22 protein-coding genes, 1 pseudogene and 1 riboswitch are annotated in these 24679 nt (G+C 68.7%); of the genes and pseudogenes, 15 read left to right on the top strand and 8 right to left on the bottom strand.

Going from position 1 to position 24679, the window contains the following annotated elements; genetic code table 11:
* Nucleotides 1–59 precede the first annotated feature (59 nt).
* From ACP4J3_RS26640 to ACP4J3_RS26630, 3 genes are all read right to left on the bottom strand, one after another.
* Nucleotides 60–494, bottom strand: coding sequence for a deaminase (locus tag ACP4J3_RS26640; RefSeq protein WP_426538572.1), 435 nt, complete (start codon nucleotides 492–494; stop codon nucleotides 60–62).
* A 123-nt stretch (nucleotides 495–617) separates the two neighbouring features.
* Nucleotides 618–1439, bottom strand: a complete 822-nt coding sequence (folP, locus tag ACP4J3_RS26635) for a dihydropteroate synthase (RefSeq protein ID WP_426538689.1) — start codon at nucleotides 1437–1439, stop codon at nucleotides 618–620.
* A gap of 48 nt (nucleotides 1440–1487) precedes the next feature.
* A riboswitch (ZMP/ZTP riboswitch) is annotated at nucleotides 1488–1579 on the bottom strand.
* A gap of 86 nt (nucleotides 1580–1665) precedes the next feature.
* The gene (locus ACP4J3_RS26630) at nucleotides 1666–2340 is read right to left on the bottom strand and encodes a hypothetical protein (protein WP_426538571.1); all 675 of its coding nucleotides are present in this window, start codon (nucleotides 2338–2340) and stop codon (nucleotides 1666–1668) included.
* Between the two features lie 519 nt (nucleotides 2341–2859).
* On the opposite strand from ACP4J3_RS26630, the gene ACP4J3_RS26625 reads away from it, so the two are divergent.
* Together ACP4J3_RS26625 and ACP4J3_RS26620 are read left to right on the top strand one after the other, a co-directional pair.
* Nucleotides 2860–3132, top strand: a complete 273-nt coding sequence (locus tag ACP4J3_RS26625) for a hypothetical protein (RefSeq protein WP_426538570.1) — start codon at nucleotides 2860–2862, stop codon at nucleotides 3130–3132.
* Nucleotides 3133–3268: 136 nt separating this feature from the next.
* Nucleotides 3269–4165, top strand: a complete 897-nt coding sequence (locus ACP4J3_RS26620; RefSeq protein ID WP_426538569.1) for a hypothetical protein — start codon at nucleotides 3269–3271, stop codon at nucleotides 4163–4165.
* A gap of 285 nt (nucleotides 4166–4450) precedes the next feature.
* Here the strand turns inward: ACP4J3_RS26620 and ACP4J3_RS26615 are convergent, their stop codons facing one another.
* Nucleotides 4451–5080: a LysE family translocator gene (locus ACP4J3_RS26615; protein WP_426538568.1), complete on the bottom strand. Its 630-nt coding sequence runs from the start codon at nucleotides 5078–5080 to the stop codon at nucleotides 4451–4453.
* Nucleotides 5081–5412: 332 nt separating this feature from the next.
* Here ACP4J3_RS26615 and ACP4J3_RS26610 point away from each other — a divergent pair, with 332 nt between their 5' ends.
* From ACP4J3_RS26610 to rox, 5 genes are all read left to right on the top strand, one after another.
* Nucleotides 5413–6309, top strand: coding sequence for a LysR family transcriptional regulator (locus ACP4J3_RS26610; RefSeq protein WP_426538567.1), 897 nt, complete (start codon nucleotides 5413–5415; stop codon nucleotides 6307–6309).
* A gap of 200 nt (nucleotides 6310–6509) precedes the next feature.
* Nucleotides 6510–8870: an arylsulfatase gene (locus ACP4J3_RS26605; RefSeq protein WP_426538566.1), complete on the top strand. Its 2361-nt coding sequence runs from the start codon at nucleotides 6510–6512 to the stop codon at nucleotides 8868–8870.
* Between the two features lie 86 nt (nucleotides 8871–8956).
* Nucleotides 8957–9760: a formylglycine-generating enzyme family protein gene (locus ACP4J3_RS26600; protein WP_426538565.1), complete on the top strand. Its 804-nt coding sequence runs from the start codon at nucleotides 8957–8959 to the stop codon at nucleotides 9758–9760.
* Between the two features lie 65 nt (nucleotides 9761–9825).
* Complete coding sequence (locus ACP4J3_RS26595; protein WP_426538564.1) at nucleotides 9826–10797, top strand: ABC transporter substrate-binding protein; 972 nt, start codon at nucleotides 9826–9828, stop codon at nucleotides 10795–10797.
* 829 nt (nucleotides 10798–11626) lie between these two features.
* Nucleotides 11627–13096 carry a rifampin monooxygenase gene (gene rox, locus ACP4J3_RS26590; RefSeq protein ID WP_426538563.1) on the top strand — a complete coding sequence of 490 codons (1470 nt, stop codon included), beginning with the start codon at nucleotides 11627–11629 and terminating at the stop codon, nucleotides 13094–13096.
* Between the two features lie 34 nt (nucleotides 13097–13130).
* On the opposite strand, the gene ACP4J3_RS26585 is transcribed toward rox, so the two are convergent.
* A complete protein-coding gene (locus ACP4J3_RS26585) occupies nucleotides 13131–14162 on the bottom strand; it encodes an NAD(P)-dependent alcohol dehydrogenase (protein ID WP_426538562.1) in 1032 nt (343 codons plus the stop codon).
* Nucleotides 14163–14299: 137 nt separating this feature from the next.
* On the opposite strand from ACP4J3_RS26585, the gene ACP4J3_RS26580 reads away from it, so the two are divergent.
* The gene (locus tag ACP4J3_RS26580; protein ID WP_426538561.1) at nucleotides 14300–14965 is read left to right on the top strand and encodes a TetR/AcrR family transcriptional regulator; all 666 of its coding nucleotides are present in this window, start codon (nucleotides 14300–14302) and stop codon (nucleotides 14963–14965) included.
* Between the two features lie 5 nt (nucleotides 14966–14970).
* Here the strand turns inward: ACP4J3_RS26580 and ACP4J3_RS26575 are convergent, their stop codons facing one another.
* The 3 genes and pseudogenes from ACP4J3_RS26575 to ACP4J3_RS26565 all read right to left on the bottom strand — a co-directional run bounded on the left by ACP4J3_RS26575 (nucleotide 14971) and on the right by ACP4J3_RS26565 (nucleotide 17373).
* Complete coding sequence (locus ACP4J3_RS26575) at nucleotides 14971–15912, bottom strand: endonuclease/exonuclease/phosphatase family protein (RefSeq protein WP_426538560.1); 942 nt, start codon at nucleotides 15910–15912, stop codon at nucleotides 14971–14973.
* 345 nt (nucleotides 15913–16257) lie between these two features.
* Nucleotides 16258–17007 (bottom strand): annotated as a pseudogene (locus ACP4J3_RS26570) (LLM class flavin-dependent oxidoreductase); the annotation flags it as partial.
* Between the two features lie 69 nt (nucleotides 17008–17076).
* On the bottom strand, nucleotides 17077–17373 hold the full coding sequence (locus tag ACP4J3_RS26565; RefSeq protein ID WP_426538559.1) for a tyrosine-type recombinase/integrase: 297 nt from the start codon (nucleotides 17371–17373) through the stop codon (nucleotides 17077–17079).
* Here ACP4J3_RS26565 and ACP4J3_RS26560 point away from each other — a divergent pair.
* From ACP4J3_RS26560 to ACP4J3_RS26530, 7 genes are all read left to right on the top strand, one after another.
* Entirely contained in the window at nucleotides 17348–18331 is a 984-nt protein-coding gene (locus ACP4J3_RS26560) for a hypothetical protein (RefSeq protein ID WP_426538558.1), read from the top strand. The genes ACP4J3_RS26565 and ACP4J3_RS26560 overlap by 26 nt on opposite strands.
* Nucleotides 18268–18966, top strand: coding sequence for a hypothetical protein (locus tag ACP4J3_RS26555; RefSeq protein WP_426538557.1), 699 nt, complete (start codon nucleotides 18268–18270; stop codon nucleotides 18964–18966). Before ACP4J3_RS26560 ends, ACP4J3_RS26555 begins: the two co-directional genes overlap by 64 nt.
* Before the next feature lie 180 nt (nucleotides 18967–19146).
* Nucleotides 19147–19491, top strand: a complete 345-nt coding sequence (locus tag ACP4J3_RS26550; RefSeq protein WP_426538556.1) for a hypothetical protein — start codon at nucleotides 19147–19149, stop codon at nucleotides 19489–19491.
* A 303-nt stretch (nucleotides 19492–19794) separates the two neighbouring features.
* Nucleotides 19795–20286, top strand: a complete 492-nt coding sequence (locus tag ACP4J3_RS26545; protein WP_426538555.1) for a hypothetical protein — start codon at nucleotides 19795–19797, stop codon at nucleotides 20284–20286.
* Between the two features lie 795 nt (nucleotides 20287–21081).
* Nucleotides 21082–21450 (top strand): hypothetical protein, encoded by a 369-nt coding sequence (locus tag ACP4J3_RS26540; protein WP_426538554.1) that lies wholly within the window; start codon nucleotides 21082–21084, stop codon nucleotides 21448–21450.
* 548 nt (nucleotides 21451–21998) lie between these two features.
* The gene (locus tag ACP4J3_RS26535; protein WP_426538553.1) at nucleotides 21999–23045 is read left to right on the top strand and encodes a hypothetical protein; all 1047 of its coding nucleotides are present in this window, start codon (nucleotides 21999–22001) and stop codon (nucleotides 23043–23045) included.
* Between the two features lie 328 nt (nucleotides 23046–23373).
* A complete protein-coding gene (locus tag ACP4J3_RS26530) occupies nucleotides 23374–23529 on the top strand; it encodes a hypothetical protein (RefSeq protein WP_426538695.1) in 156 nt (51 codons plus the stop codon).
* The last annotated feature ends 1150 nt before the right edge of the window (nucleotides 23530–24679 follow it).

Below are 24679 nucleotides of genomic sequence, written 5' to 3'. Positions count from 1 at the left end.
GGGCGACGGCCGTCGCCACGGCGTCCAGGCCATAGCGCGCATGCACACCTCAAGTCGCGCTACTCCCCGCCGGGCGGGTGCTGCCGGTGCTCGGGCAGGCTCGCGAGGTTCGACGCCCATCGCCGCATCCCTGTGTTCTTCGCCATCGCCGCATAGCGTTCGAACTGTTCGCGGCACAGATGTCTGAGGATGCCGCCGCCGATGGCTGGAACCCGCGCGAACTCCTCGCCGGGCTGTAGCGGCTCCCACTGGGTCAGGACCTCGGCTGCGCCGTCGCTGGGGGATTCGAGTCCGTACCAGATCTGGTTCACCCCCAGGGCCACGGCGGCACCCAGGCACATCAGGCACGGTTCCAGGGATACGGCGAGGGTGAGCGGGCCGGTACGCCTTCGCCACCCCAACCGTTGATCAGCCTCGATCATCGCCAGCAGATCGGCGTGGACGAGCCGCCGGCCGAGGGCCTGTTCCTGTGTACGCCCGCCCGACGATCTCACCGTCCATGGCCACGACTGCGCCGATGGGCAGCTCGCCCGCAGCCAGGGCTTCTTCGGCGACCTCGATCGCGAGGCCGACCAGCCGCTCAGCGGCGCGGGATTTCCCCTGCCAGTCCGGATTCATCACGCGCCTGCCTTGGCCGCGTCCAGGGCGGCGAAGACGGTGAGGGCGTCGCGGACGGCCGCGACGTCATGGGTGCGGATGAAATCCGCCCCGTGCCACGCCGCGTACAGCTCCGCCGCCACCGTGGCCGCACCGATCCGGGACAGACCGCTCCCGGTGAGTGCCCGGAGAAGCGACTTCCGGGAGGGCGACACCAGGACCGGCACCCCGAACCGGGCCTTCAACCGCCCGAGGCCGGCCAGGGCCCGCAGGGACGGTTCCGGACTGCTGCCCAGGAAATAGCCCAGCCCCGGATCGATGACCAGCCGGTCCCGACCGATGCCGGCTGCCTCCAGAGCGGCCAGGCGCTCGGCGAAGAACTCGCCGATCCCCTCCCACACGGCCGCGGGATCGGTCATCACCGTGGTGGCGGGCCCGCTGCGCTGCACGCAGTGCATGACGATGAGCCGGCAGTTGCCGCCGGCCAGCTCCTCGTACCGGGCGGGATCGGGGAATCCCTGGATGTCGTTGAGGTACGCCGCCCCGTGAGCGGCAGCGAAGCGCTGGGTCTTCGGCAGGAACGAGTCGACCGACACCGGCACGCCCTCGGCGACCAACTCGTCGATGACATCGGCCAGTCGCCTGATCTCCTCGGCCGCGGTGACCTCCCGGGCGGCCGGGTTGCTCGCCGCGGGACCCAGCTCGATGATGTCCGCCCCGTCCGACCGCAGCCGCCGCGCGTGCGCCAGCGCGTCCTCGGCGGCCAGGAATCGGCCGCCGTCCGAGAACGAGTCCGCGGTGATGTTGACGACGCCGACCAGCAAGGGCCGTTCGGCGGTCATGGGTGAGGTGTCCAGGTGTCGTTCCACGGCGTGCCTCCCAGGTTGCTCCCAAGAAGCCCAGGCGCGCGGCACACGTCCATGTGACGAAGCCGCTCCCCGATGGTTACGCCCATCCCGACACGCCAGTCACGACTCGAGCCCACGGTATCCGAGCCCCGGCCGCCCGCGGCAACCGATTTCTCCAGCGCGTGGCCGCGCGAGCGTGGAGCACTGGCTGCGGGTTCGCTCAGTTGAAGGGAACGGCGTCTGCCGGGGCGGTGTGCCAGTTGGTGACGATCGGCTTCTCGACCGTGATGGTGCCGACCGGCAGGGAGACCGGGTTGGGGTCGTCATCACCGACGCCGACGATGATGCTGTCCAGTTCCTTGCCGCCGTTTGAGCTGGTGGTCTTCGGGTTCACGCCGGCGTATGCGGTGGTGCTCCCGCTCAGCTTGATCTGCCGGCCGACGGCCTGCTCGGCGGGACCCGCCTGGGTGCCGTCGGATCCGAACGCCACGGTCGGCAGCGCGGCCGGCAGGTAACAGGTGATCCCCGACTTCGCCTTCGCGATGATCAGGATGTATCCGCCCGCCTGAGTCTCGGACCTGGTGCTCCAGGAGATGTCGTTGGCGCCACAGGTCTGCCCGACCGGCTCCCGCCCGCCGCTGCCGGTGTCGGCGCCGTCCCCGTCCCTGGTTCCCTGGCCCGACGCGTCAGAGCCCTTGTCGGCGCCCTTGCCGCCTCCCGTGGTCGACGACCCTGACGGGGTGGCCGCCGCATCGCCGGTCGGAGTGGCGGACGAAGACCCCTGCGCGGCGCCGCTGTCCGTGGACTCGTCCGTGTCCTGGCACGCGGTCATCAGCATGGCGCCGCCCACGAGGGCTGCGGAGACGAGGATGGCCTTGCGACGGTTGCCGGACATGAAATCCCCCTGAGTCATTGGTGGTTGAGGCCGAAGTTGTTCGGCTTCTCGGTGCCTTTCTCGATCACTATGAGGAGCCTGCGGGCCGAGGGGATCCCGGTGCCTTCGTTCCAGGACATCGCTGTCACGAACTGGTGACATGATCACGAAGCCGAAATCGAGGCGGCTCCCGGAAGTACGACGCGGAAGAGTAGGCACTACGAGCCGACGTTCGAGGCCAGAGGCCAGAGGCCGGATGCCACCTGCCGAACTCAGGCCAGGGACTCGAAGTAGGCCTTCTGAGCGGGGTAATAGTCGTCGCAGTCGGGCCGTGGCCCGCCCGTGCGAGCTGCGGTGAGCATGTCCAGGTAGTACCGCGTGCGGAGCTGGTCGGGGACGGGTCCCGGACCAGCGTCGGTATCGTCCGCGAGGTGTTTGGTGACCAGCGACGGGCGTGGTGACCACCGGACCGTCTCTGACGGTGACGTTGTGGAGCGGCAACCGAGTTGGACGGCGAAGCGGACGTGGAAGGGGAGGGCGATGACACGGTTGTGGGGGCTCGGCGTGGCGCTGGCCGCCGGGGCGGGGGTGCTGCTACTGGCGGGATGCAGCAGCGCCCCGACGGATTACAGCGAGATCGTCACGTTCACCGACAAGCACGGCCGCGCCTGCACCGCCGCGGTGGTTGTCGACCAGGAGCAGAACGAGGGCGAGGACTACGAGGTCTCCAGCCTCGACTGCGACTATCCCCCAGAGGGTCGAACGCCGGGATCCACCGGCTACTCAGGCCTCCCGGAGCGAGACGAAGAGTGATCTCCTCGCTGGAGCTGATCCCGTCGGGATTCGGCGCGCAGCGGCTGAAGCGGCGGAGTACCAGCGGCATCAGGCAAACACTCCTCTAAACCATGACAAAATCCACATATCGGAGAAGTGATGGTTGGAGGAACGGGTGGACTTCGACGCTGTCGCCGACGAGCTGTACGGCGTGCCCCCGGGCGATTTCATCGCCACCCGGGACGAGCGCGCCAAGGCCGCCCGCGCCGCAGGGGACCCGGAACTGGCCGAGCGGATCCGCCGGCTACGCCGCCCCACCGTGTCGGCGTGGGCCAGCAACCTGCTGGTACGCGAGCAGCCGGACGAGACCGAGCGCCTGCTCCGGCTCGGCCAGGCGCTGCGGCAGGCTCATCAGGACCTGGACGGCGAGCAGCTTCGGGAACTGTCAGCACAGCAACGGCAAGTGACCTCCGCTTTGGCGCGGCACGCCGGGCAGGTGACCGCCCAGGCAGGGCAGCGCATCAGTGACAACGCGCAGCGAGAGGTTCAAGAGACGCTGCACGCGGTGCTGGCCGACCCGGAGGCCGGCCGGCAATGGGCCCGGGGCCGTCTGACGAAGCCGTTGAGCGCACCGGTCGGATTCCCCGCCCTGGCCGAGGCGCCCGAGGCGGCCCCGGATGCCCGCCGCGATGCCAAGCCGACCGGCCAGGTGGTCGATCTGAACACGGCGCGCGCCCGCCGCAAAGAGCAGCAGGAACGCCTCGAGCAGGCCCGCCGGCATGCCGCAGACGCCGAGCGGGAGCTGGAGGAGCGCGAAAAGGAGCTGGCCGCGGGCCAGGAGACACAGCGCGCGGCGGAGGAACGCCGGCAGCAGGCCGAGCAGCGCCTCGCCGAACTGTCTCAGCAGATGAAGGAAGCCGAGCGCGAGCTGCAGCAGGCCCGGGACACCGCCCGCCGTGCTCGTGACGACACGCGGGAAACCGACCGGGCTGCCCGCGAAGCCCGTCGCCGGGCGAAGAGCGCCGCCACACGTGCCCGACAACTCGCCGAACAGCTCCGCCGCAAACACTGAGGACCTGAAATCGCCGCGACGGCGGGAACGGGCAGCTTGGCCGGTGCTGGATCCGCACCGGCGCGAACGGAACCACCTCACGCTCTCGTGCGGCTGCGCGTGCTGCCTGCCTGTGACCGGGTTTTGGTGACGGCTATGGCCATTCCGGCTATGGCATTACGGCCATGGCCGTTGGCATCATCGGCCCGTCGCCCCGGCATCCGTGAGGAGCCGGGGCGCGGCGGACGCGGTCACCACGTACGCACGGAGGCGAGGGACTGCGGCCGTGGTGCCCGGCGTGCACCGTCAGCGGTCGGCTGCCAGCCGGACGCCCAGACCGATGAACAGGCTCCCGGTCGCGGCGTCGATCCGGCGCCGCACCGCCTGCCGTTCGCGCAGCCAGCCGCCGATACGTCCAGCCAGGACGCCCACCGTTCCGTCGGCGAGGAACTCCAGGACGATCAGGACGCAGCCGAGGACGGCGAACTGCGCCCACACCGGCCCTGCCGCCGGGTCGATGAACTGGGGCAGGAACGCGACCATGAACGTGAACGTCTGCGGGTTGGCCGCCGCGGACACCACGCCGTTGAGGAACGCGCGCCGTCCCGACATCCCGCCGGCGGCCGGATCGTCGACCTGTCCGTTCTTGCGCTTGCGAATCATCTGAACACCGAGATAGACCAGGTAGGCAGCCCCGGCGAACCTCAGCACAGTGAACACGACCGGGAACGTGGTCAGCAGGACGGCGAGCCCGGCGGCGGCCGCGACGACGTACAACGCGTCCCCCGTGATCACCCCGAGGGTTGCCAACAACCCGGCGCGAGCCCCGCCCCGCATGCCGCATCCGAGTACGAACAGCATGTCCGGCCCTGGCGTGACCAGAGCGACGATCGTGGTCACCGTGAAGACGGTGAGCAGGTGAGGATCAACGGGCATTCGCCGAGCTTTACGCCTGATGCCTGGCGAGGCAATCGCTTATCCGGCTCATTTGAGGGTGCCCGCCGGCCGGCCGAGCACGTCTTCGACATTTGCCGCTGCCGGACCGGCGGCAGCAGCTTGGACAGGAAGGTGTTCACGTTGTCGACGGGCGTTGATCGCCGCCGAAGTGACCGTATGGGACTGAACCCGGCTTTCCCGCAGCGCTTCCGCCGGTGTCTCCCAGGCGTCCACGAGCGCCCGCGCGTCCCGCTGGGCTCCGGGCGGAGGATATCGTCCTTGCCACTCGTCCGACTGAGGCTTGCGGTGGCCCTGGGATGCACGGAGGCCTGATGGAACGGCGCCAACTCGAATACTTCATCGCCGTGGTCGAGCACGGCGGTTTCACGGCCGCGGCCACCGCGCTCCACGTCGCCCAGCCGTCGTTGTCCCATGCGATCCGTACGCTGGAGCGCGAATTCGGGGGGAAGCTCTTCCACCGCCTCCCGCACGGTGTCGCCCTCACCGCGGCGGGCGAGGCGCTGGTCCGGCCGGCGCAGCAGGTGCTGCGCGATCTGTCCACGGCCCGTTCGCTGGTCAGGGAGGTCCTCGGGCTCAGCGGTGGCCGGCTCGACATCGTCTCCCAGACGACCCTCTCGGTCGACCCGCTCGCCGGAATGCTGGGCCGGTTTCACCAGGTGCACCCGAAGGTCTCCATACGCGTCGTCGATCCGGAGCAGGGTCCTGCCGTGGCGCACATGGTCGCAACCGGCCAGTGTGAACTCGGCCTGGTGGACGCCTCGGTGCCCACTGTGGACCTGCGCGGTATCGATCTGCCGGAGCAGGAGATGCACGTCGTACTGCCCCCCGACCACCCGAATGTGCCGGGTGACACCATCACCTCGCGTGAGCTGGCCGCACTGGATCTCATCGTGACACCACCGGGCACCGAGACCCGGGCGGCGGTGGACGAAGTGTGCACCGCGCTGGGCGTCGTACCGCGCATCACCGTGGAGACGGCACACCGCGCGATGATCGTCCCGCTGGTCCTCTCCGGCGTCGGTGCCGCCCTGCTCCCGGCCTCCATGGCCCGGGACGCCGCGCTGCGCGGGGCCCGGATGCTGTCCCCTCGGCCGCGGCTGCTGCGTCACGGCCGGCTGGTCTGGCGATCCGGCCCGCTGTCCCCTGCGGCCGAGGCCTTCGTGGCCCTGGCGTCCTCGCCCGAGCAGGACCCATCCCTGGCGGTATAGAAGTCTTCTATTGCCGTCATTCAAAACCGGTTCGCCGTAATCCGGGCCGTCTTGTTGACCGTTCTTGGTGGCGACTGCCACTTTGACTGCACCGCAGACAGAGTATTCCGGTCACCGATCCTCGGCTCTATTTCGCCGGTGATTCTGTCGTGTTGCGAGGGTGTGATATTTCCCCACCGGGCACCGAATCGGAGAAATGCATGACTGAGTTCGACGCCGGACGCCACATACTTCCGCGGCCCGACACCCGTCGCCCCCAGACGACCGCGATGGACGTCCACGACCAGGAGACCCCCTTCACCCCGATCGGCCCGGTGCCTGCGCCCGAGGGCGCGCCGAACGTGGTGATCGTGCTGGTCGACGACCTCGGGTTCGGTACCTCCAGCGCCTTCGGCGGACCGTGCGAGATGCCGGCCGCGGACCGGCTCGCGGATCACGGGCTGCGCTACACCCGCTTTCACGTGACGGCCCTGTGCTCCCCGACCCGGCAGGCCCTGCTGACCGGCCGCAACCACCACTCCGTCGGTATGGGCGGTACCACCGAGATGACCACCGCGGCCCCGGGATACAACGGGTTCCGGCCGCGCAGCGCGGCGACCATGGCCCAGATCCTGCAGGGCAACGGCTACAGCACGGCCGCCTTCGGCAAGTGGCACCAGACCCCGCCGCGCGAGATCAGCGCGGTCGGACCGTTCGACCGCTGGCCGACGGGGGAGGGGTTCGACACCTTCTACGGATTCATGGGCGCCGAGATGAACCACTGGTACCCGCTGCTGTACCAGGGCACCACACCGGTCGAGCCGGACCGTCGGCCAGAGGACGGCTACCACCTGTCCGAGGATCTCGTCGACCACGCCATCGACTGGGTGCGCACCCAGCGCACGCTGACTCCGGACCGGCCGTTCTTCACCTATCTCGCGCTGGGTGCCGCGCATGCGCCGCTGCACGTCGGCTCCGAATGGCAGGAGAAGTACCGCGGACGGTTCGACGACGGCTGGGACCGCCGACGCGAGGTGACCCTTCAGCGGCAGAAGGAACTCGGTGTCGTACCCCCGGAGACGGAACTCGCACCCTGGGCCGAGGGCGTCCCCCACTGGGACGAACTCACCGACAACCAGCGCCGGTTGTCCGCCCGGTTCATGGAGACGTTCGCCGCGTTCACCGAACACGCCGATGCGCAGGTCGGCAGGTTCATCGACGCGCTGGAGGAACTCGGCGAGCTGGACAACACCCTCTTCCTCTACATCCTGGGCGACAACGGCGCCTCGGGCGAGGGCGGCATCGAGGGGACGATCGTCGAGCACCGGCTGGGGCACGGCGTGGTGGACGACCCGGACGAGATGATCGACCACATCGACGAGATCGGCGGCCCGCTCAGCTATCCGATCGCCCCGGCGGGCTGGGCGCTGGCGCTGAACACCCCCTACCAGTGGACCAAGCAGGTGGCCTCGCACTTCGGCGGCACCCGGGACGGCATGATCCTGCACTGGCCGCGCGGGGTCGCCGAGCGCGGCGGGCTGCGCCACCAGTTCTCCCACGTCATCGACGTCCTGCCGACCATCCTGGACTGTGCGGGCATCCCGGCGCCGTTCAGCGTGGACGGTGTGGAGCAGCAGCCCATCGAGGGCACCAGCATGCGGCCGACGCTCGCCGACCCCGAGGCGCCGGAGCATCGCCGTACCCAGTACTTCGAGATGTGCGGCAACCGGGGCATCTACCACGACGGCTGGATGGCGGTCACCCGGCACGGCATCCCCTGGGAGATGGTGCCGCAGGGGGACCGGAGGTTCGCCGACGACGTCTGGGAGCTCTACGACCTCAGCAGGGACTGGAGCCAGGCGCACGACCTCGCCGCCCAACACCCCGAGAAGTTGCGCCGGTTGCAGGACCTGTTCCTCATCGAGGCGTCGAAGTACCAGGTGTTCCCGCTGGACGACCGGGTCACCGAGCGGGAGAACCCGGCCGTGGCCGGCCGCATCGATCTCCTCGGCGACCGCACCTCCGTCACCTACCGAGCCGGAATGCGACGGTTCACCGAGGAGACCACACCCAACGTCAAGAACCGCTCCCACAGCATCACCGCCGACCTCGAACTGCCCCGGACCCCCGCAGAGGGCGTGATCATCGCGCAGGGCGGCCGATTCGGCGGCTGGAGCCTCTACTTCACCGAGGGCAGGCCGGCCTACGCCTACAACTACTTCGGAATGAACCTGTACACGGTGCGCGGCGAGGAGCCGGTGGCAGCGGGACGGCACGAGATCCGGCTCGAGTTCGACTACGACGGCGGGGGACTCGGCAAGGGCGGCACCGCCACGCTCCTGGTGGACGGTGAGAAGCACGCGACCGGACGGGTCGGGCAGACCATCCCGTACTACTTCTCCTTCGACGAGACGCTCGACGTCGGCGTGGACCTCAGCACACCCGTGACCGACGACTATCCCGTCCTCGACAACGAGTTCACCGGGACGATTCACACGGTGCGCATCGACCTGGATGCCCAGAACACCGAATCGTCCGAGTACGACGGCGGACTGCACCGGCGCGTCATGGGGGCACAGTGAACTGCTGCGCACCGTCCGGTGGCCGGAGCGCGGACCGGCCACCGGCACCCCGACCCACCGCAGCCCGATCGGCGGCCACCGAGGGCATGGTGGCCGTGCCCGCCGGGCAGTTCCTGATGGGCAGCCAGGACGCTCTCGCCTACCCGGCCGACGGGGAGGGCCCGGTGCGGACGGTGCACGTCGACGCCTTCTGGATCGACGCCTGCACGGTGTCCAACGCACAGTTCGCACGCTTCGCCGCCGACACCGGGTACCGCACCTCGGCCGAGCGGATCGGCTGGTCGTTCGTCTTCGCAGGGCTGCTCCCGGACGACTTCCCGCCCACCCGCGCAGTCGCGGCGGCGCCCTGGTGGCGGCAGGTCGAGGGCGCCGACTGGTGCCATCCGGACGGTCCGCACTCCACCTGGGAGGACCGGGCGGATCATCCCGTCGTCCACATCGACTGGGACGACGCCCGCGCCTACTGCGCCTGGGCCGGCAAACGCCTGCCCACCGAGGCGGAATGGGAACGCGCCGCCCGGGGAGGACTGCACGCGAAGGTGTTCCCCTGGGGCGACGAGCTCGAGCCGGGCGGCCGCCCCCGCATGAACGTGTGGCAGGGCGCCTTCCCCCACCGGCACCCGACCGCCGACGGCTGGTACGGCACCTGCCCGGTCGACGCCTACGAACCCAACGGCTACGGCCTGTACAACGCCACCGGCAACGTCTGGGAATGGTGCGAGGACCTCTTCCGCCCCTCTCCCACCGGACAGGAGCGCGTCGCCAAGGGCGGCTCGTACCTCTGTCACGCCTCCTACTGCCGCCGCTACCGGGTCGCCGCACGACAGGGCCTCTTCCCGGACTCGGCAACCGGCAACGTGGGGTTCCGGTGCGCCCTGGACATGACCTGACCCGACCCTTCCGACTCCACCACTCGGACAATCGCGCGACACCTCGGCGCACAAGGAGTACGACCATGGCAAGACGAACACAGCAGTGGCGTTCCGGCGCGGCGGGGATGGCCGTACTCGGCCTCACCCTGACCGCCTGCGGCGGAGCGAAGATCGGCGAGGAATCCGCCGACGTGTCCAGCTCGGGCAAGTGCGGCACGTTCAACCTCGCGGTCAGTCCTTGGGTGGGCTACGAGGCCGACGCGGCGGTCGTCACCTATGTCGCGGAGAAGGAACTCGGCTGCAGCGTGACCCAGAAGGACCTCAAGGCGGAGATCGGCTGGCAGGGCTTCGAGACGGGCGAAGTCGACGTCATCCTCGAGAACTGGGGTCACGCGGACCTGAAGAAGAAGTACATCACCCAGCAGAAGACCGCTGTCGACCTCGGCTCGACCGGCAACAAGGGAATCATCGGCTGGTACATCCCCCCGTGGATCGCCAAGGAGCACCCGGACATCACCGACTGGAGAAACCTCAACAAGTACGCCTCGAACTTCAAGACCTCCGAGTCCGGCAGCAAGGGCCAGCTCCTCGACGGCGATCCGTCGTACCAGACCAACGACGAGGCGCTGGTGAAGAATCTGAAACTGGACTTCAAGGTGGTGTACGCCGGGAGCGAGACCGCGCTGATCCAGGCCTTCCGGGACGCCGAGAAAAACAAGAAGTGGGTGATCGGCTACTTCTACGAGCCGCAGTGGTTCCTCGCCGAGGTGCCGTTGGTCAAGATCGACCTGCCCAAGCACACGGAGGGCTGTGACGCCGAGCCGGCGAAGGTCGCCTGCGACTATCCCGTGTTCGATCTCGACAAGATCGTCAGCACGAAGTTCGCCAAGTCGGGCAGCCCGGCCTACGACCTGGTGAAGAACTTCACCTGGACCAACGAGGACCAGAACACCGTCGCCAGGTACATCGCGCTCGACAAGATGAAACCGGAGGCGGCGGCGAAGAAGTGGGTCGACGCCAACCCCGACAAGGTCAAGGCCTGGCTCGGCGGTTGAGGCCTCGGGCTCTGAGCGGGACCTGTAGCGCCGAGGTACCGGGCGAGATCTCCTTCGGTGCTGACCTCGCCTTCGTGGCCGATCTCCCGGCGATAGGAATAGATGTCGTCGATGAGGGCGTACTGGTCCCCGAACGTGTCGAAGAGCTCGCGCATGATCCGGTGTTCACGGAGCTCGTGGGGAAGGTCCCGGCGGGGTGACTCGGAGCCGCGGGCGGCTCGCCGACCACCGGCATCAGGGCCCGCTGCAACTCGACATAGCCCTTCAGGCCCGGATGGTCGCGGCGCCGCTTGTAGGCCCTGCACGCGCAATCGTCGACGGCGAACGGCGAACGCCCACACGTTCCACGCGGTCGCCCTGGTGAGCTGCGCCGGCGGGGCCTCCGGGTTGCAGCCCGGCACCACCAGGCCCACGTCGCAGGCCCGTTGCTTGCCTTGCCGCCGTCGCGCGCCCCGTCGTTCGTGTAGTGGCTGGAGCGCGTGTGCCACTCATGGCCGCCGGCCACAGGGGCGCGCTCACCGCGTGCTCGACCAGCCCTGCGGACCAGGGGCGCCGCCGACCCTGCGTCGGACGTCCGTCTCTCGTGATCAGTCCCAAGCCATCTGCGCCATCAGTGAAAAGACCGTGACCGTCACCGCGGCTGGGAAAGGGTTGGACCGGGCGATGCTCGGGCTTGTAACGTGCAATGCGCTGTGACACCGCCCAAGGAGGTGAGACCCATGAACGCTGTATCGATGTGGGTGCTCCGCCTTCCCGTCACGGTCGGGCGATCGACGTAGGTGTCGCCGGGAGCGCCTCGCCAACAAGGCACTCCCGAAAGGCAACACCCATGGACTCTCCGCAGCTCACCCCTGAGCCGTCTCGCGAGCCCCTCATGTTCGACGTGATCATCGCCGGGTGCGGGCCGACTGGTGCCATGCTGGCCGCCGAACTACGGCTGCACGATGTGCGGGTACTCGTTCTGGAGAAGGAAACCGAGCCCGTGTCGTTCGTCCGCATCGTCGGTCTGCATATTCGCAGTATCGAGCTGATGGCAATGCGCGGACTGCTGGATCGCATTCTCGAACACGGAAGACGGCGTCCGGCCGGCGGATTCTTCGCCGCCATCGCCAAACCCGCGCCCGAGGGCCTGGATTCCGCGTACGCCTATCTGCTGGGCATCCCGCAGCCCGTCATCGTTCACCTGCTGGAAGAGCGTGCGATCGAACGGGGTGCGCAGGTCCGGCGCGGCTGCGCGGTCGCCGGTTTCGAGCAGGACGACGAGGGCGTGACCGTCGAGCTGGCCAACGGCGAACAGCTACGTTCGCGCTATCTCGTCGGCTGTGACGGCGCGCGCAGTACGGTGCGCAAACTGCTCGGCGTCGGCTTCCCCGGCGAGCCCTCGCGGACCGAGACGCTGATGGGCGAGATGGAAGTGGGTGTGCCGCAGGAGGAGATCGCCGCCAAGGTGGCCGAACTCCGCGATATCCATCAGCGATTCTGGCTCCGGCCCTTCGGCAAAGGGGTCTATAGCGTCGTAGTCCCCGGCGCGGGAGTCAGCGATCGCGCGAAACCGCCCACCCTCGAGGATTTCAAACAGCAGCTACGCACGATCGCCGGAACCGATTTCGGCGTGCACTCCCCGCGCTGGTTGTCCCGCTTCGGGTATGCCACCCGGCTGGCCGAACGTTATCGGGTCGGGCGGGTTCTGCTGGCCGGCGATGCGGCGCATATCCATCCGCCCATCGGCGGACAGGGCCTCAACCTGGGCGTTCAGGACGCGTTCAACCTCGGCTGGAAACTGGCCGCACAGATCCGCGGCTGGGCGCCGGACACGCTGCTGGACACCTACCAGGCCGAACGTCGTCCGGTCGCCGAGGACGTGCTGGACAACACCCGCGCCCAGATGGAACTGCTGTCCACCGAACCGGGCCCGCGGGCCGTGCGCAGGCTGCTCACCGAACTGATGGACCTCGACGAGGTGAACCGCTGTCTGATCGAGAAGATCACCGCGATCGATATCCGCTACGACTTCGGCGAAGGCCCCGACCTGCTCGGCCGCCGCCTGCCCGACATCGACCTGAAACAGGGCCACCTCTACGGTCTGCTGCACCGCGGCCGCGGCCTGCTGCTGGACCGCACCGAACGCCTGACCGTCGGCGGCTGGTCGGACAGGGTCGACCACCTCGCGGATCCCACTGCCGTACTGGATGTTCCGTGCGTCCTGCTACGCCCCGACGGCCACGTCGCCTGGATCGGCGACGATCAGCAGGACCTGGACGATCACCTCTCCCGCTGGTTCGGCAAGCCGGCCGACTGATGGCCTGACATGTTGTCGGCGTCGTCCCACGGCGTCATTCGGCAGGCAGGGCGAGCGCCAGCTTGCCCGTGACGTGGCCGTCGAGGAGATGGCGGACGGCTGCGGCGGTCTCGGTGAGCGAGTAGACGCGGTCCACCACAGGGCTGAGTGTGCCCGCGTCGATGAGCTTGGTCAGATCGCGCAGCCCGTCGGCGTGCTCGGAGGAAATGAAGGTACCGAGGTGCTGGCCGATGAAGGGGGACAGCATCTGTGCGCGGAGCTGCCGGTCAGTGCCGCCGAGCCAGCGGCCGTTCGTCTCGCCGCCGGTGATGACCAGCCTGCCGCGAGGTGCGAGAGCCCGACGCAGATCCCGCAGACCGCGGTTGCCCGCGATATCGATGACGGCGTCGTAGCGGCGCGGGCCGGCGAGGAAGTCCTCGCGCGTGTAGTCGATCACGTGGTCGGCACCCAGCGCGCGTACGGCGTCGAGCTTGGGGGTGCTCGCGACGGCGGTGACCCGGGCACCGAAGGCGTGGGCGAGTTGGACGGCGAAGGTACCCACGCCGCCGGCGGCTCCCGTGATCAGGACCTGCTGACCCTCCCGGACCTTGCCCTTGTCGCGAACCGCCTGGAGCGCGGTCAGGGCGCTTACGGGCACCGTCGCCGCCTCCTCGAAGGTGAGTCCGGTCGGCTTGGGGGCGATCCTGTCGGGGCGGGCGGCGACATACTCGGCGAACGCGGCGGCTGCCGTGCCGTAAACCTCGTCGCCGGGTGCGAACCCGGTCACGTCGGAACCGACCGCTTCGACGACACCGGCGACATTGCGGCCGGGGTTGGGGAGCCTCGGGCCGCGCAGCCCACTCACGGGCCGGACCGCGTACGGCAGTCCGGCCATCAGGTGCCAGGTGCCCCGGTCCACGCTGGAGGCGTGCACCCGCACCAGGACCTCGCCCGGACCGATGCCGGGTCGGGCGAGCCGGGCCGTGTGCAGCACGGCTTCCGGCTCGGCGCCGTACCGCTCCTGCACCACGGCGGCCATCGTCCTGGTCCCACCGGCGGCCGCGACGGGCTCGTTCGTCTTCCGCATCGTCACTGCTCTCCCCGTTCCGTCTCCACAGCAACAGATCCACTTACGGCGTAAGCACCGTGCTTACGCCGTAAGTACAGCACTTACGGCGTAAGCTCGTCAATGCTGGAGACCACGAGAGGAAGTGACCGTCCACCGTGCCCCGACGTACCTCCCCGCAGCCGGCCCGCGAGACGCTCACCCGGCAGCGGGTCCTGCGCGCCGCGGTCGAACTCGCCGACACCGGCGGACTGGAGACACTCAGCATGCGCAAGCTCGGCGAGGCCGTCGGGGTCGAGGCGATGTCCCTGTACAACCACGTGGCCAACAAGGAGGACCTGCTGGACGGCATGATCGACCTGGTCTTCGCCGAGGTCGAACTGCCCACGCCGGAGGACGGCTGGCGACAGGCGATGCGGCAGCGGGCTCTTTCCATGCGCCAGGTGCTGTCCCGCCACCGCTGGGCGATCGGGCTGATGGAGTCACGTTCCACTCCGGGACCGGCCACCCTGCATCATCACGACGCCGTTCTCGGCTGCCTGCGCCAGGGCGGATTCTCCCTCACCCTGACCGCCCACGCGGTCTCGGTCCTCGACAGCTACATCTACGGGTTCGCCCTGCAGGAGAAGACCCTGCCCTTCAACACCCCGGACGAGACCGCCGAACTGGCCGAGTCCATCATGAGCGGTTTCGGCGACGGCGAGTACCCGTATCTGACCGAGATCGCGACCGCCCACGTCATGCGCCCCGGGTACGCCTATGGCGACGAGTTCGAGTTCGGTCTGGACCTCATCCTCGACGGCCTCCAGCAGGCGGCGGGCTGACGTTGTCACCTGGGCAGGCTTGGTGTCACCCAGGCCACTCCTTCGGCCAGGGTGACCCGGGCGGCGACCGGCAGATGGTCGCTGCCGGTGGCGGGCAGGGTGCGGATGTGGGTGACGGTTGCTGAGCGGGCCATGACCTGGTCGATCCGGGCCAGCGGGAAGGCGGCGGGGAAGCTGAAGGCGAAACCTCGCTGTGCCACGTTCATCCGTGAGGTCAGCGGTGCCAGCCCGCGGTCGTCGACCGTGCCGTTGAGGTCGCCCAGCAGGATCACCGTTTTGAGCTGCTCGGCAGCGATGGCCTTACCGAGCAGGCCGGCACTTTCGTCGCGCCAGGAGGACGCGAGGCCGCTCGCCCGGATGCGGACCGAGGGCAGGTGCGCGACGTACGCCGCGATGTCGCCGTGCGGCGTGTGGACGACGGTCCGCAGTCCGCGGCTCCAGGTCTGCGTGATCCCCCGGGGTTTGATGTCCAGTAGCCGGGCAGAGGTGAGCGGATGCTTCGACCACAGTCCGACAGTGCCCCGGACCGCGTGGTACGGGTAGTGCTGGGCCAGAGTCCTCACGTAGACCGGCAGCGCCCGGGGGAGCAGTTCCTGCAGCGCGATGAGATCGGGCTCGGCTTTCGCCAGGGCGCGGGCCGTACCGGCGGGGTCGGTGTTCTCGTCGCTGACGTTGTGCTGCACCACGACGAGATCGTGCGGGCCATGCTTCGCACCGGGCATGAGCAGCCCGCCGAAGAGGTGCGTCCAGGCCGCCACCGGCAGGAGCAGGGCCACCAGCGCGATGGCCGAACGGCGCAGCAGAGCCAGGCCCAGCAGTAGAACGACCACCAGGCCGAGCCAGGGCAGGAACGTTTCCAGCAAACTGCCCGGGCGGCCCGCGAAGTTGGGCACGGCCCGGTGGAACGCCAGTAGCCCGGCGGTCAGGACCGCGAGCGCGGCGGGCACCCACCCCCGCCTCCAGGCCGACCGTCCGCCCCGCCTGTCCCGCTTCGTGCCCTCGCCCGCAGACGACAGCCCCGTTCGGCGCCGCGTCCACCGGGGCGCTGCGGCCCTCAGTGTCGACGTCACGCCGCTGTCCGACCGATCCACCATGACTTCCCATCCGCTTGGCCTTGGTGCCCAAGACGAGTCGCCAGGTGTCTCGGTTTCTGTCCGGACCAAAAGCCGCGTGGGCGTAGTGCGGCAGCCGCTCGTGAATGAGCCCTTGTCCTCGGCGTCTCTCTCCCCGGATCAGGAGTGGTGCGATCTGCGCAGTGCCTGACCCGGCGTGGAGTGGGCCCGCCGGCCGGGTCAGGGGAAGGCCGGCATGATCCTGTCGTGGATCAGGCGGAGCTGTGTGTTCACGTCGGCTGCGTTGTCCAGGTCACGGCCTGTGAAGGCCTTCACGAGGGTGCGGTCGGTGAGGGCGCAGATCATGTGGTTGACGCCGGTCGGGGCGGTCTCCCGCTGGATTTTGTCGAGGCATTCTTCGGGGGTGCCGGAGATGGAGAGGCGCTCGGCGAGTTCCGGGCTGGTCAGCTCGATGCCGCGGGGGAGGTCGCCGGCGGCGATGGCGTCGATGACCGGCTTGAGTTCGGCGGGGTCCACGTTGTTGCGGCGTAACTGTTCCTCCGGCATGGAGGAGGCGTAGATGCCGACCATGCTGCGGGCTGCGTCCTTGGCCGCGGCGGTGTCGGGGCCGGTGGCGAAGACGACCCAGGCGTCGATGTCGAGTGTCCGCCAGTCCTTGCCGGCCCGTTCGGCGCCGGCCTGTATGTGCCGCACTGCGTAGTCGTAGGCCTCGCGCGTGTAGCTCAGGGCGTGGTGGCAGCCGTCCGACAACTCGCCTGCGGCCTGGAACGATTTGGGACCGCGCATCGCCCCGAGTTTGAGCGGGAGGCGATGCTGGACGGGCCGGGCGAAGGTGAACAGGCCTTCGTATGTGTAGAACTCGCCCTCGTACGTGATGGCGCCTTCGTCCAGTACGGTCCGTACGACATGGAGCGCCTCCTTGACCCGGAACAGGGGGCGGGTGCGGGCCGAGTCGATGCCGTACTGCGCCTTGCGATCAGAAGGGCCAGGCCAGAGGCACACTCGGCTGATCACATAGTGATCGTCTCTCACAATCTCTCACGACTCACCGGTATCCCCGCCGTGGAAGACGTCCCACGCCGCTGCGGCCGGGCGCAGGTCCTCGACGTCCGGCTTCACGTACCACTTCTTCGTCGTGCGGACGTTGGAGTGCCCGGCCCACCGGGCCAGGATGTGATCCGGCACCCCGTTGTTGGCCAGATACGTCAGGCACGAGGCGCGGGCGTCGTACAGGCGCACCCGGCGCAGCCCTAGGTCACCCATGAGCAGGTAGGCGTGCTTGCGCAGCTGCCGGGTGTTGAGCGGCTCCGTGGCCGTCGCCACCGGGACCGGCATCACCACGACCGTGGCCGCGTTCCTGGTGCCGGGCTGGACCCTGGCCGCGGCCGTCGCGGCTGCCGCATTGTGCGGGCTGAACGGGGAGAAGCGCGACGGGAAGCCGCTCATCACCCGCTGCGTCGCCACGAACGTGCTGCGCCGCCTGGACTCCACCGAGGTGTTCGAGGCGCTCGCGGCGATCGGTATCGAGGGCCGGAAGGGCAAGCGGGGGGTGGAGTTCGCCTCCGAGGTCATGCGGGACGGGCCCGGCTGGCGCGCCGAGGTCGACCTGCCGCCGGGCGTGAAGGCCACCGCGGTGCTGGAGAAGCGCGAGGAGCTGGCCGCCGCCATGCGACGGCCCATCTCCACCATGTGGCCGGAGGCCGACTGCTCCGCTCACCCCGGGCGCCTGGTGCTGTGGGTGGCGCAGCGGGACCCCGCCAAGGCCGGGCAGAAGCTGTGGCCGCTGATGAAGAGCGGCCAGGCGGACGTGTACGAGCCGCTGCCCTTCGGGTTCGACCCGCGCGGCAACCTCGTCGAGATCACCCTCATGTACTCCAACCTGCTCGTCGGAGGCATCCCCGGGTCCGGCATGACCTCCTGCGCCCTGGCGATCGTCCTCGGGGTCGCCCTCGACCCCACAGCCGAACTGTGGATCTTCGAGCTGAAGGGTTCCGGCGACCTCGACTCGGTCCGCCCTGTGTGCCACCGGTACGTGTCCGGCGACGAGGATGAGGACCTGGAGGCCGCGCTCGGCGGGATGCGCTCGGGATCGCCGAGTACCAGCGGCGCGCCGCGTTCGTGCGCTCCCTGCCCGCCTCCGAGGTCCCCGAGGGCCGCAAGGTCACCCGCGCGCTCGCCGAGGAGTACCCCGAGCAGCAGCTCGGACCGCGCGTCATCGTCATCGACGAGGTGCAGGAGCTGTTCACGCACGACGACTACAAGAATGAAGCGACATCCCTCGCCACACGCCTGATCAAGAAGGCGCGGGCGTACGGCATCATCCTCATTCTGCTCACTCAGAACCCCGACGCGCCGTCCCTGCTCACGTCGGTGTCCAGCTCGGTCGGCACCCGCCTGTGCCTCGCGGTCATGGACTGGCGCGCCAACAACAACGTTCTCGGCACCGGCGCCTACGACCGCGGCCTCCGCGCCATGGACATCAGCGTCGACGAGCAGGGCACCGGCATCCTCGCCCGCGGACGCGAAGGCATCACTGTGCGGGCCGCGTTCATCAAGCAGACCGAGGCCGAGGACATCTCCAAGCGAGCCCTCGCACTGCGCACGGCGGCCGGCACCCTGTCCGGGCAGTCCGTCGGCGCCCAGGTCGAGGAGCTGGACGTTGAGACGGTCGTGGACCATCTGCGGTCGGTGTGGCCGGACGGGGTCGAGTCAGTGCACTCGCACCGGCTTGTCGAGGCCCTCGCGCGCTTCCGTCCGGACCTGTACCGGCCGTGGCTGGAGATGGATGCCGCTGCCGCGTCGACGGTCCTCAGTGCCGCGCTGAAGCCATTCAAGATCTCAACTCGACAGCTCACGATCCGCGAGTGCTGCGGCGGCGCGAAGGGCCTCCGCTGGGCGGACATCCCGCCCGCCGAGGACGGCGACTAGACGCCCCCGGGCCGGTTTCGGATCAAGCCTGTGGTTTCACCCCGGCCCGAAACCGGTTTCGCCCCCGATATCGGCCCTGAGCTGCGCAGTTTCGGGTTTCGGGCCCTCTCGCAGGGGCTTGAAAACCCCTCAGAAGCCTCTCCGCCGTGCTTGGCGGACCCGAACCCACCTGGAGATCACATGTATACGCCCGGAGAGAAGCTGCGCCTGGCCTGGCTCACCGCCAAGGCCGCCAAGTCGGCCATCCTCTACGCCCGGCAGGGCCAGGACGACTGGCAGCCCAACCCGCGTATCGAGCGGGAAATGGACTGCATCACCGACCGGGCCGAGAAGCGGTGGGAGCGTGAATCCTCCGCCGCCTTCGCGAAGCTGGCTGAAGCCGAGGACGAACTCACCGCGGCCAAGGCGGACCTGCGCGCCGCAAAGGGACCGGAGAAGACTGCCGCGCGCCGACGCCGCAACGACGCCAAGGACAAGGTGCGTCGCGCCCGCGCCGCCGCCCGCCGGTACGACCCGCACGCCTGAAGAGCGGCCACACGACGCAAGGGGATGAGCCCAACTGGTGTGCGCAGACCCGCGGGTATGGCCCGACGCACGCGACCCCGGAAGCGTCGAGGTTGCTCATGACCTGACGCTACGCCAAGCTCTCGGCTCAGGGATGCAGGACTGGCAGCTGTGTTGGGTGCATTGGCTGGCGCTGTAGCGACTACCGGGGCCGCCCTGGTCGCTGGTTATTCGGCGCGTGAACAGGCACGGATCACGGCTCGTGCCGAGCACCTTCGACAGCGCAGGGAACCTCGGCACGGGGTCTACAAGGAGTTCGTCGCGGTGACATCAACCTTGAGAGACAGTGCCGCATCCCTCTTGCCGAGACTCAGAAAAGAGCTGGAAGCGCTTGAGCAGGCATCGCCTACCCCTGATGAATTCTCCCCCGTGGTTGCTCGCATCATCGAGCTATCTGAAGAATTTGCTCAGGAATTCTGGGAGATGCAACAACAGATCAGAGATAAATGGCTCGAGGTCGCTCTAGCCGGTCCTCAAGTGGTAGTAGACAAGGCTACGCAGATTGAGGAAGCTAGTCGCGAACTCACAGTTCTCTTGCGCTTGCGATTCGTATTTGACGACCCTGACCCTGAACGGGCTGCATCTCATGAAGAGGCTGCGGCTTACCTGCTTCGAGCCGTTGTTGAACTCAATGCCGAGCGCGCCAAAGAGGTGGCCGAAAAGGTGGTTTCCGGGGTTGCGGAGTTCATTTCGCTTGCACAGTTAGCCCTTGATGACGACGGCAGCAAACGCAGGCTTTGGCTCGGCAGGCTGTAGTCGTCGAGATCGCGTGACATGGTTCCCCGCCCTGCTGTGCCGTTGTGAGGGAGGCGAGCCTAATGCCGGTCCGCAGCCGCGTACGCTGGTCGTACTCCAAGGACTCCCACATAGGGGCGACGCACAGGGATGGGTAGACCGGTCCCCGGCCCGTGGCCGCAGCGACCGGCAGGCTCCCGCAGCCTGAAGAGCGGGCCCTGTCGCCCCGCCACCAAGAAGGCCCGGGGCGCCCACGCCGATGGGTGCCCCCGGGCCGCCCCGCTGGCATCGATCCAGTCATACCCCTGGTAATCCGGCTGAATCGGGCGCATGATCCTTTCGCCCACCACGCAACACCAACCGCGCAGAGGGGGCGATATGGGCCTGAAGCGCCACGTCCGGACCTGGGCCACAGTCGTACGCGCCGGGAACCCACAATGCTCGTATCCCTTGAGAACTGGTACGGCGGGCAGATTCTGGCCCCCGTCGATACGTCGATCATCGAGCGGGCTACTCGGAAGCCACGCCAGCAGCTACCCGGCACGCAACTGTCGGTGATGGCGCGGCTCACTGCGCAGTCCGCCGAGGAACTCGGCCTACGGAAGTGGGAGCCATGCCAGAGGGCCCGTCGCAGTCGGGCCGCGTGACCGGGCCTGGATCGCCGCGCTGCGGCGGGCGCCCCGACTGCGCACGTCAACGACGCCGCCATGATCACCTGAACGGGCGAATATGGGCAAAGGGCGACCCTCCGTGGCCGAATACGCCGACAGAGTGGTGCGCGTCGTTCAGGTGAGCCCTCCCGTTAAGGAGTTGCCCATGCCCAAGCGCAAGTGGACCACCGTCGCGCTCGTGTCGGTTCCGCTGGCCCCGCTGCTCTACTTCGGCACCGTGCAGTCGGCCTCGGCGGCGGCGTCCTGCATGCCGACTGCGCCAACGGTGACCAACCCGACGCCGACCAGCACGCGGATCGTTGCCGGCGTGACGTGCAGCGGTGCGACCGAGGACGTGGGTATCGCTGTTGAGGTCAAGGACGCGGCCGGGGCCCCGTTCGTGCTTGCCACCTCCACCACGGATGTGGCTGCGAACGGCACCTCGCAGCAGGTCGTCCAGGTGCCGGTCGCGGTGAGCAAGGTGTGCGTGACAGTAACAGCCGGAGGTGAGGAACAGACCCACTGCGTGCCGTGACAATCCGATGACCGGGCCCGCGCCCCCGCCGGTCATGGGGCGCGGGCCCGGCTGCGTTCTGAGGCGGCGCCTGGCCAGGCTGCGCCGCGCCCGAACGGACGACCCGATGGACGGGCGGGCGGACTGGGGCACGGGACATGGCGCCGGCGGGCTCCACAAGCTAGCCCCGCATTTCGCAGGTCGCTGATTCAGGTCTGTTACAAGCGGGGTCGTCTGCTACCACTGTCGAGAAGGTGGAGTCGGACACGCCCCGGGTGATCTGGATGGTGGGAGGGTCGGCTGCGTCGTCGCTGCGCGGGATGAGTTCGGCGAGATGTAGAGGATCACAGGCCGGTGGATCGGCTTGTCCGGTAGGTGGGATGGGAGGGTTGCGGGCTCATCGTCAGTGAGTCCTGCTGTCGACGGATCGAGGTGCCGGGTGGCCTCGTTGCCGGGGGCGAGCAATGAGGATTGGGTTCGTGTGGTGGGTTCCGGCCCTGGGTGCGTGGGCCAGCCCGGGGGATCATGCCGTACGGCGTTGATGCGCGATACGGAGGGCGGAGCCGGTGATGACGGAGCGGCGGTGGGCGCTGGTCAGGCGGGAGAGCGCACAGCAGGGCGTGTCCGTACCGACCGCGGTGCGCTTCGGCGCCTTGGTCGCTCTCGTGCAGGTGGCGGTCGGGCAGCTCATCTTCGAAGTCGCCGTGTCGAGCGGGGGCGGGGGCCTGGCGCTGGACTACGCGGTGATCCTGGACTACGCGGTGATCGCGGTGGGCCTGGGTGCGGCGTACTACTGCGTGCCGGGTCCATGGGCCTCCGCCGCGTCCTCCCGTTCGGCAGGCCGCCGTCGCCTGGTCGGAGCCCTGCTGTACGGGGCGTGGCACGGGGTCTGGCTGTTCGTGGTGACGATCCTCGCGCGGTCCGTCGCGATCGAGGCGCCGTCGCCGGTGTTGTACGTCGTCTGGTACCTCCTGCTGGCCGCCGTGCTGGCGGGGACGCTGTACCGCCTCGGCCGCCGCTCGGCGCGGCGAACCGCGCACAGGCAGCCGTCGCAGCGGAGCGTGCCTGCCACCACGGCACGCCCCGTGGACCCGGACGAGGAGGTGCACCGGGCCACGATGGAGCTGGTCCGTGCGGCCGGGGACTTCGGCGCCGGGGGCGCGGAGCGGCGGCGGGCCGCGGAAGCGCGGCTGAAGGCGGCCAGGGATCGCGCTCACGTGGACCCCGAGCAGCAGGCCCGGGACGCCGAGCGGGCCATCACCGAGTTCGGTGCGCTGCTCTCCGTACATCCGTTCACGCCCGGCGATCTGGACGCCACGTACCAGCAATTGGCCGACCACTCCCTCGCGCTGGACGCGTACGAACGCGCCAAGAGTGCTCCTGCGGCGGACGTTCCCGGGATCCTGGCCGGGGGCCGTGCGGCTCTGGAGCGGCTGGACAGGCGGCTGGGGCTCGACACCGCCGTGTCGGGGGGCGGGTGCTTCTTCGACCAGCGGCACGGGCCTGCGGTCGAGTCCGTTCGGTGGGCCCCGCCGGGTGGCGCCGTACGGACCGTCGAGGTGTGCCGGGCCGATGCGGTGCGGCTCGCTGACGGGGAGTTGCCCGGCAGCCGTTGACCTGGCCCAGCACGGATCCGGCCCGGCCTGCCACAGACCTGAAACGGTGACCCGCGAAGTCCGGGGCTAGCAAGCGGCCCTGTCGCCCACCCACTGAGAATGGGTATGGGTGCCCCCCTGCGGCGGGGGCACCCATACCGGGAGGGGTTGCTGCACTGCCAGGATCACCTCCGCTGCTCGGCCCCGCATCCGCACGAGACAAGCCGTCACCCAACCGGCCTACCCGGTCCCTCGTCTCGATGTGCGGCGTATCCCATTCGGTCGCACGCTGAGCATGACCCGGTTGCGCCAAGCACCAGCTGTGATCACTGCTCAGCGGGGAGGCGTCGTGATCATGCTAGCCCTGCTCGTGCCGGTGATGATGTTCCTCATGCTGTTGGCGATGGCCGCCCTCGAAGACCGCATGTTCCCGTCACCGCAACCGCCCCCGTCGGAACCGGCGATCCCGGAACAGCCCGCACCGGACAAGAAGCTGCATGGATAGGCGGCGGGTGGGGGCAGTTGGCAAGCGGGGCGGGAACAGGTTCCGTGATCATGGAATTGGGACGTTCTGTGATCACCGGAAGACCTGTGCCTGTGCTTGCCGTCATGGCTGACCGAACCGCTATGGGACCAATTTGCCGCCCTGCTGCCGCAGCGGCCCAAGTTGTGACCGGCCGCCTCTATGCGGGTACGGCTGCACGTACGACAACGCCAGCGGGTGCCCCACCCATCAGTTGAGCGAGGCATCCGTGCTGGCGAGAGGTTGTGCAGCGCCGTCATGCCTGCGGAGTCGTCCGGCTCACTGCGGGAAGCACCTGGTGATTTGGTTGACAGTGACGCATACCTGGGAGATTGGCGATCCGAGGAACACGGTCTGGCTGATTCTGCCTCTTGCCGCGACGTTTGCATTGGTGTCGGACAGCAGCAGCGTATTGCCGTTCAGGGACGCACTGATCGTGAGATGAACGGGCTGTGCCTCCGCGCAGGTGGCTCCTGCCGTGATCCGAACGCCTTGGGCCGCTGGCCTGACGGTGGGGGGCGTCACTACACACGGGGTCTGTGCATGGGCCGGGGTGGCGGTGGCGGTAGCGAGCGCCAGCGGTGCGATTGACGTCACCGCAGCGAGCATGACATTTCGCAGAGACCGGATCGACAACGACTTCATGGTTCTCCTTCCAAGGCGGCGGGCTTGGATGCGCGGAACACGCAGCCCGATGAACATATGAACCGGCTATTCGAGAGCTGCATCAGTGACACGCCGTGGCATCACCCATCAGGCCGCAACTTGCATGAGCACCAGGCCAGGGCATCGACATGGCCATGTGGCGTCTGACGTGACGATTGGTCAGGACTGAGCTCTCTGGGGACGTCCCACCGCCCTGGAGGCAGGCCGTGCAACAGAAGCCGGCATCTCCACGGTGCTTCGCCTCGGGACGGCGGTGGGCTGAGCAGGGGCTGCGGCGCATGGTCTCGCTGGCGCGATCATCACCGTTCGAAGCCTGATCCGCCGAGCCTGGACCCCCACCGCTGGGATACATCGTCGGCGCCGGTCATGCCGCCCTTTCTACGCGGCCTCTAAGACGTCATCTCATTTGGGTCGGTAGCCTGTTGGTCGTGGTTTCGATCGTTGAGCGGCTGGTGCCGGATGAGTT

It is taken from the genome of Streptomyces sp. UG1 (genome assembly GCF_049974585.1).
GTDB lineage: Bacteria > Actinomycetota > Actinomycetes > Streptomycetales > Streptomycetaceae > Streptomyces.
Note: the sequence above shows the minus strand (reverse complement) of the source record. Positions and strands in the feature narration are given on the sequence as shown.

Coding starts and splice junctions, on each gene's coding strand:
- ACP4J3_RS26615 (WP_426538568.1), bottom strand. CDS start 5,080: ATGCCCGTTGATCCTCACCTGCTCACCGTCTTCACGGTGACCACGATC.
- ACP4J3_RS26610 (WP_426538567.1), top strand. CDS start 5,413: ATGGAACGGCGCCAACTCGAATACTTCATCGCCGTGGTCGAGCACGGC.
- ACP4J3_RS26550 (WP_426538556.1), top strand. CDS start 19,147: ATGTATACGCCCGGAGAGAAGCTGCGCCTGGCCTGGCTCACCGCCAAG.
- rox (WP_426538563.1), top strand. CDS start 11,627: ATGGACTCTCCGCAGCTCACCCCTGAGCCGTCTCGCGAGCCCCTCATG.
- ACP4J3_RS26630 (WP_426538571.1), bottom strand. CDS start 2,340: ATGTCCGGCAACCGTCGCAAGGCCATCCTCGTCTCCGCAGCCCTCGTG.
- ACP4J3_RS26540 (WP_426538554.1), top strand. CDS start 21,082: ATGCCCAAGCGCAAGTGGACCACCGTCGCGCTCGTGTCGGTTCCGCTG.
- ACP4J3_RS26595 (WP_426538564.1), top strand. CDS start 9,826: ATGGCAAGACGAACACAGCAGTGGCGTTCCGGCGCGGCGGGGATGGCC.
- folP (WP_426538689.1), bottom strand. CDS start 1,439: ATGACCGCCGAACGGCCCTTGCTGGTCGGCGTCGTCAACATCACCGCG.
- ACP4J3_RS26565 (WP_426538559.1), bottom strand. CDS start 17,373: ATGCCGGTCCCGGTGGCGACGGCCACGGAGCCGCTCAACACCCGGCAG.
- ACP4J3_RS26535 (WP_426538553.1), top strand. CDS start 21,999: ATGACGGAGCGGCGGTGGGCGCTGGTCAGGCGGGAGAGCGCACAGCAG.
- ACP4J3_RS26585 (WP_426538562.1), bottom strand. CDS start 14,162: ATGCGGAAGACGAACGAGCCCGTCGCGGCCGCCGGTGGGACCAGGACG.
- ACP4J3_RS26605 (WP_426538566.1), top strand. CDS start 6,510: ATGACTGAGTTCGACGCCGGACGCCACATACTTCCGCGGCCCGACACC.
- ACP4J3_RS26600 (WP_426538565.1), top strand. CDS start 8,957: ATGGTGGCCGTGCCCGCCGGGCAGTTCCTGATGGGCAGCCAGGACGCT.
- ACP4J3_RS26625 (WP_426538570.1), top strand. CDS start 2,860: ATGACACGGTTGTGGGGGCTCGGCGTGGCGCTGGCCGCCGGGGCGGGG.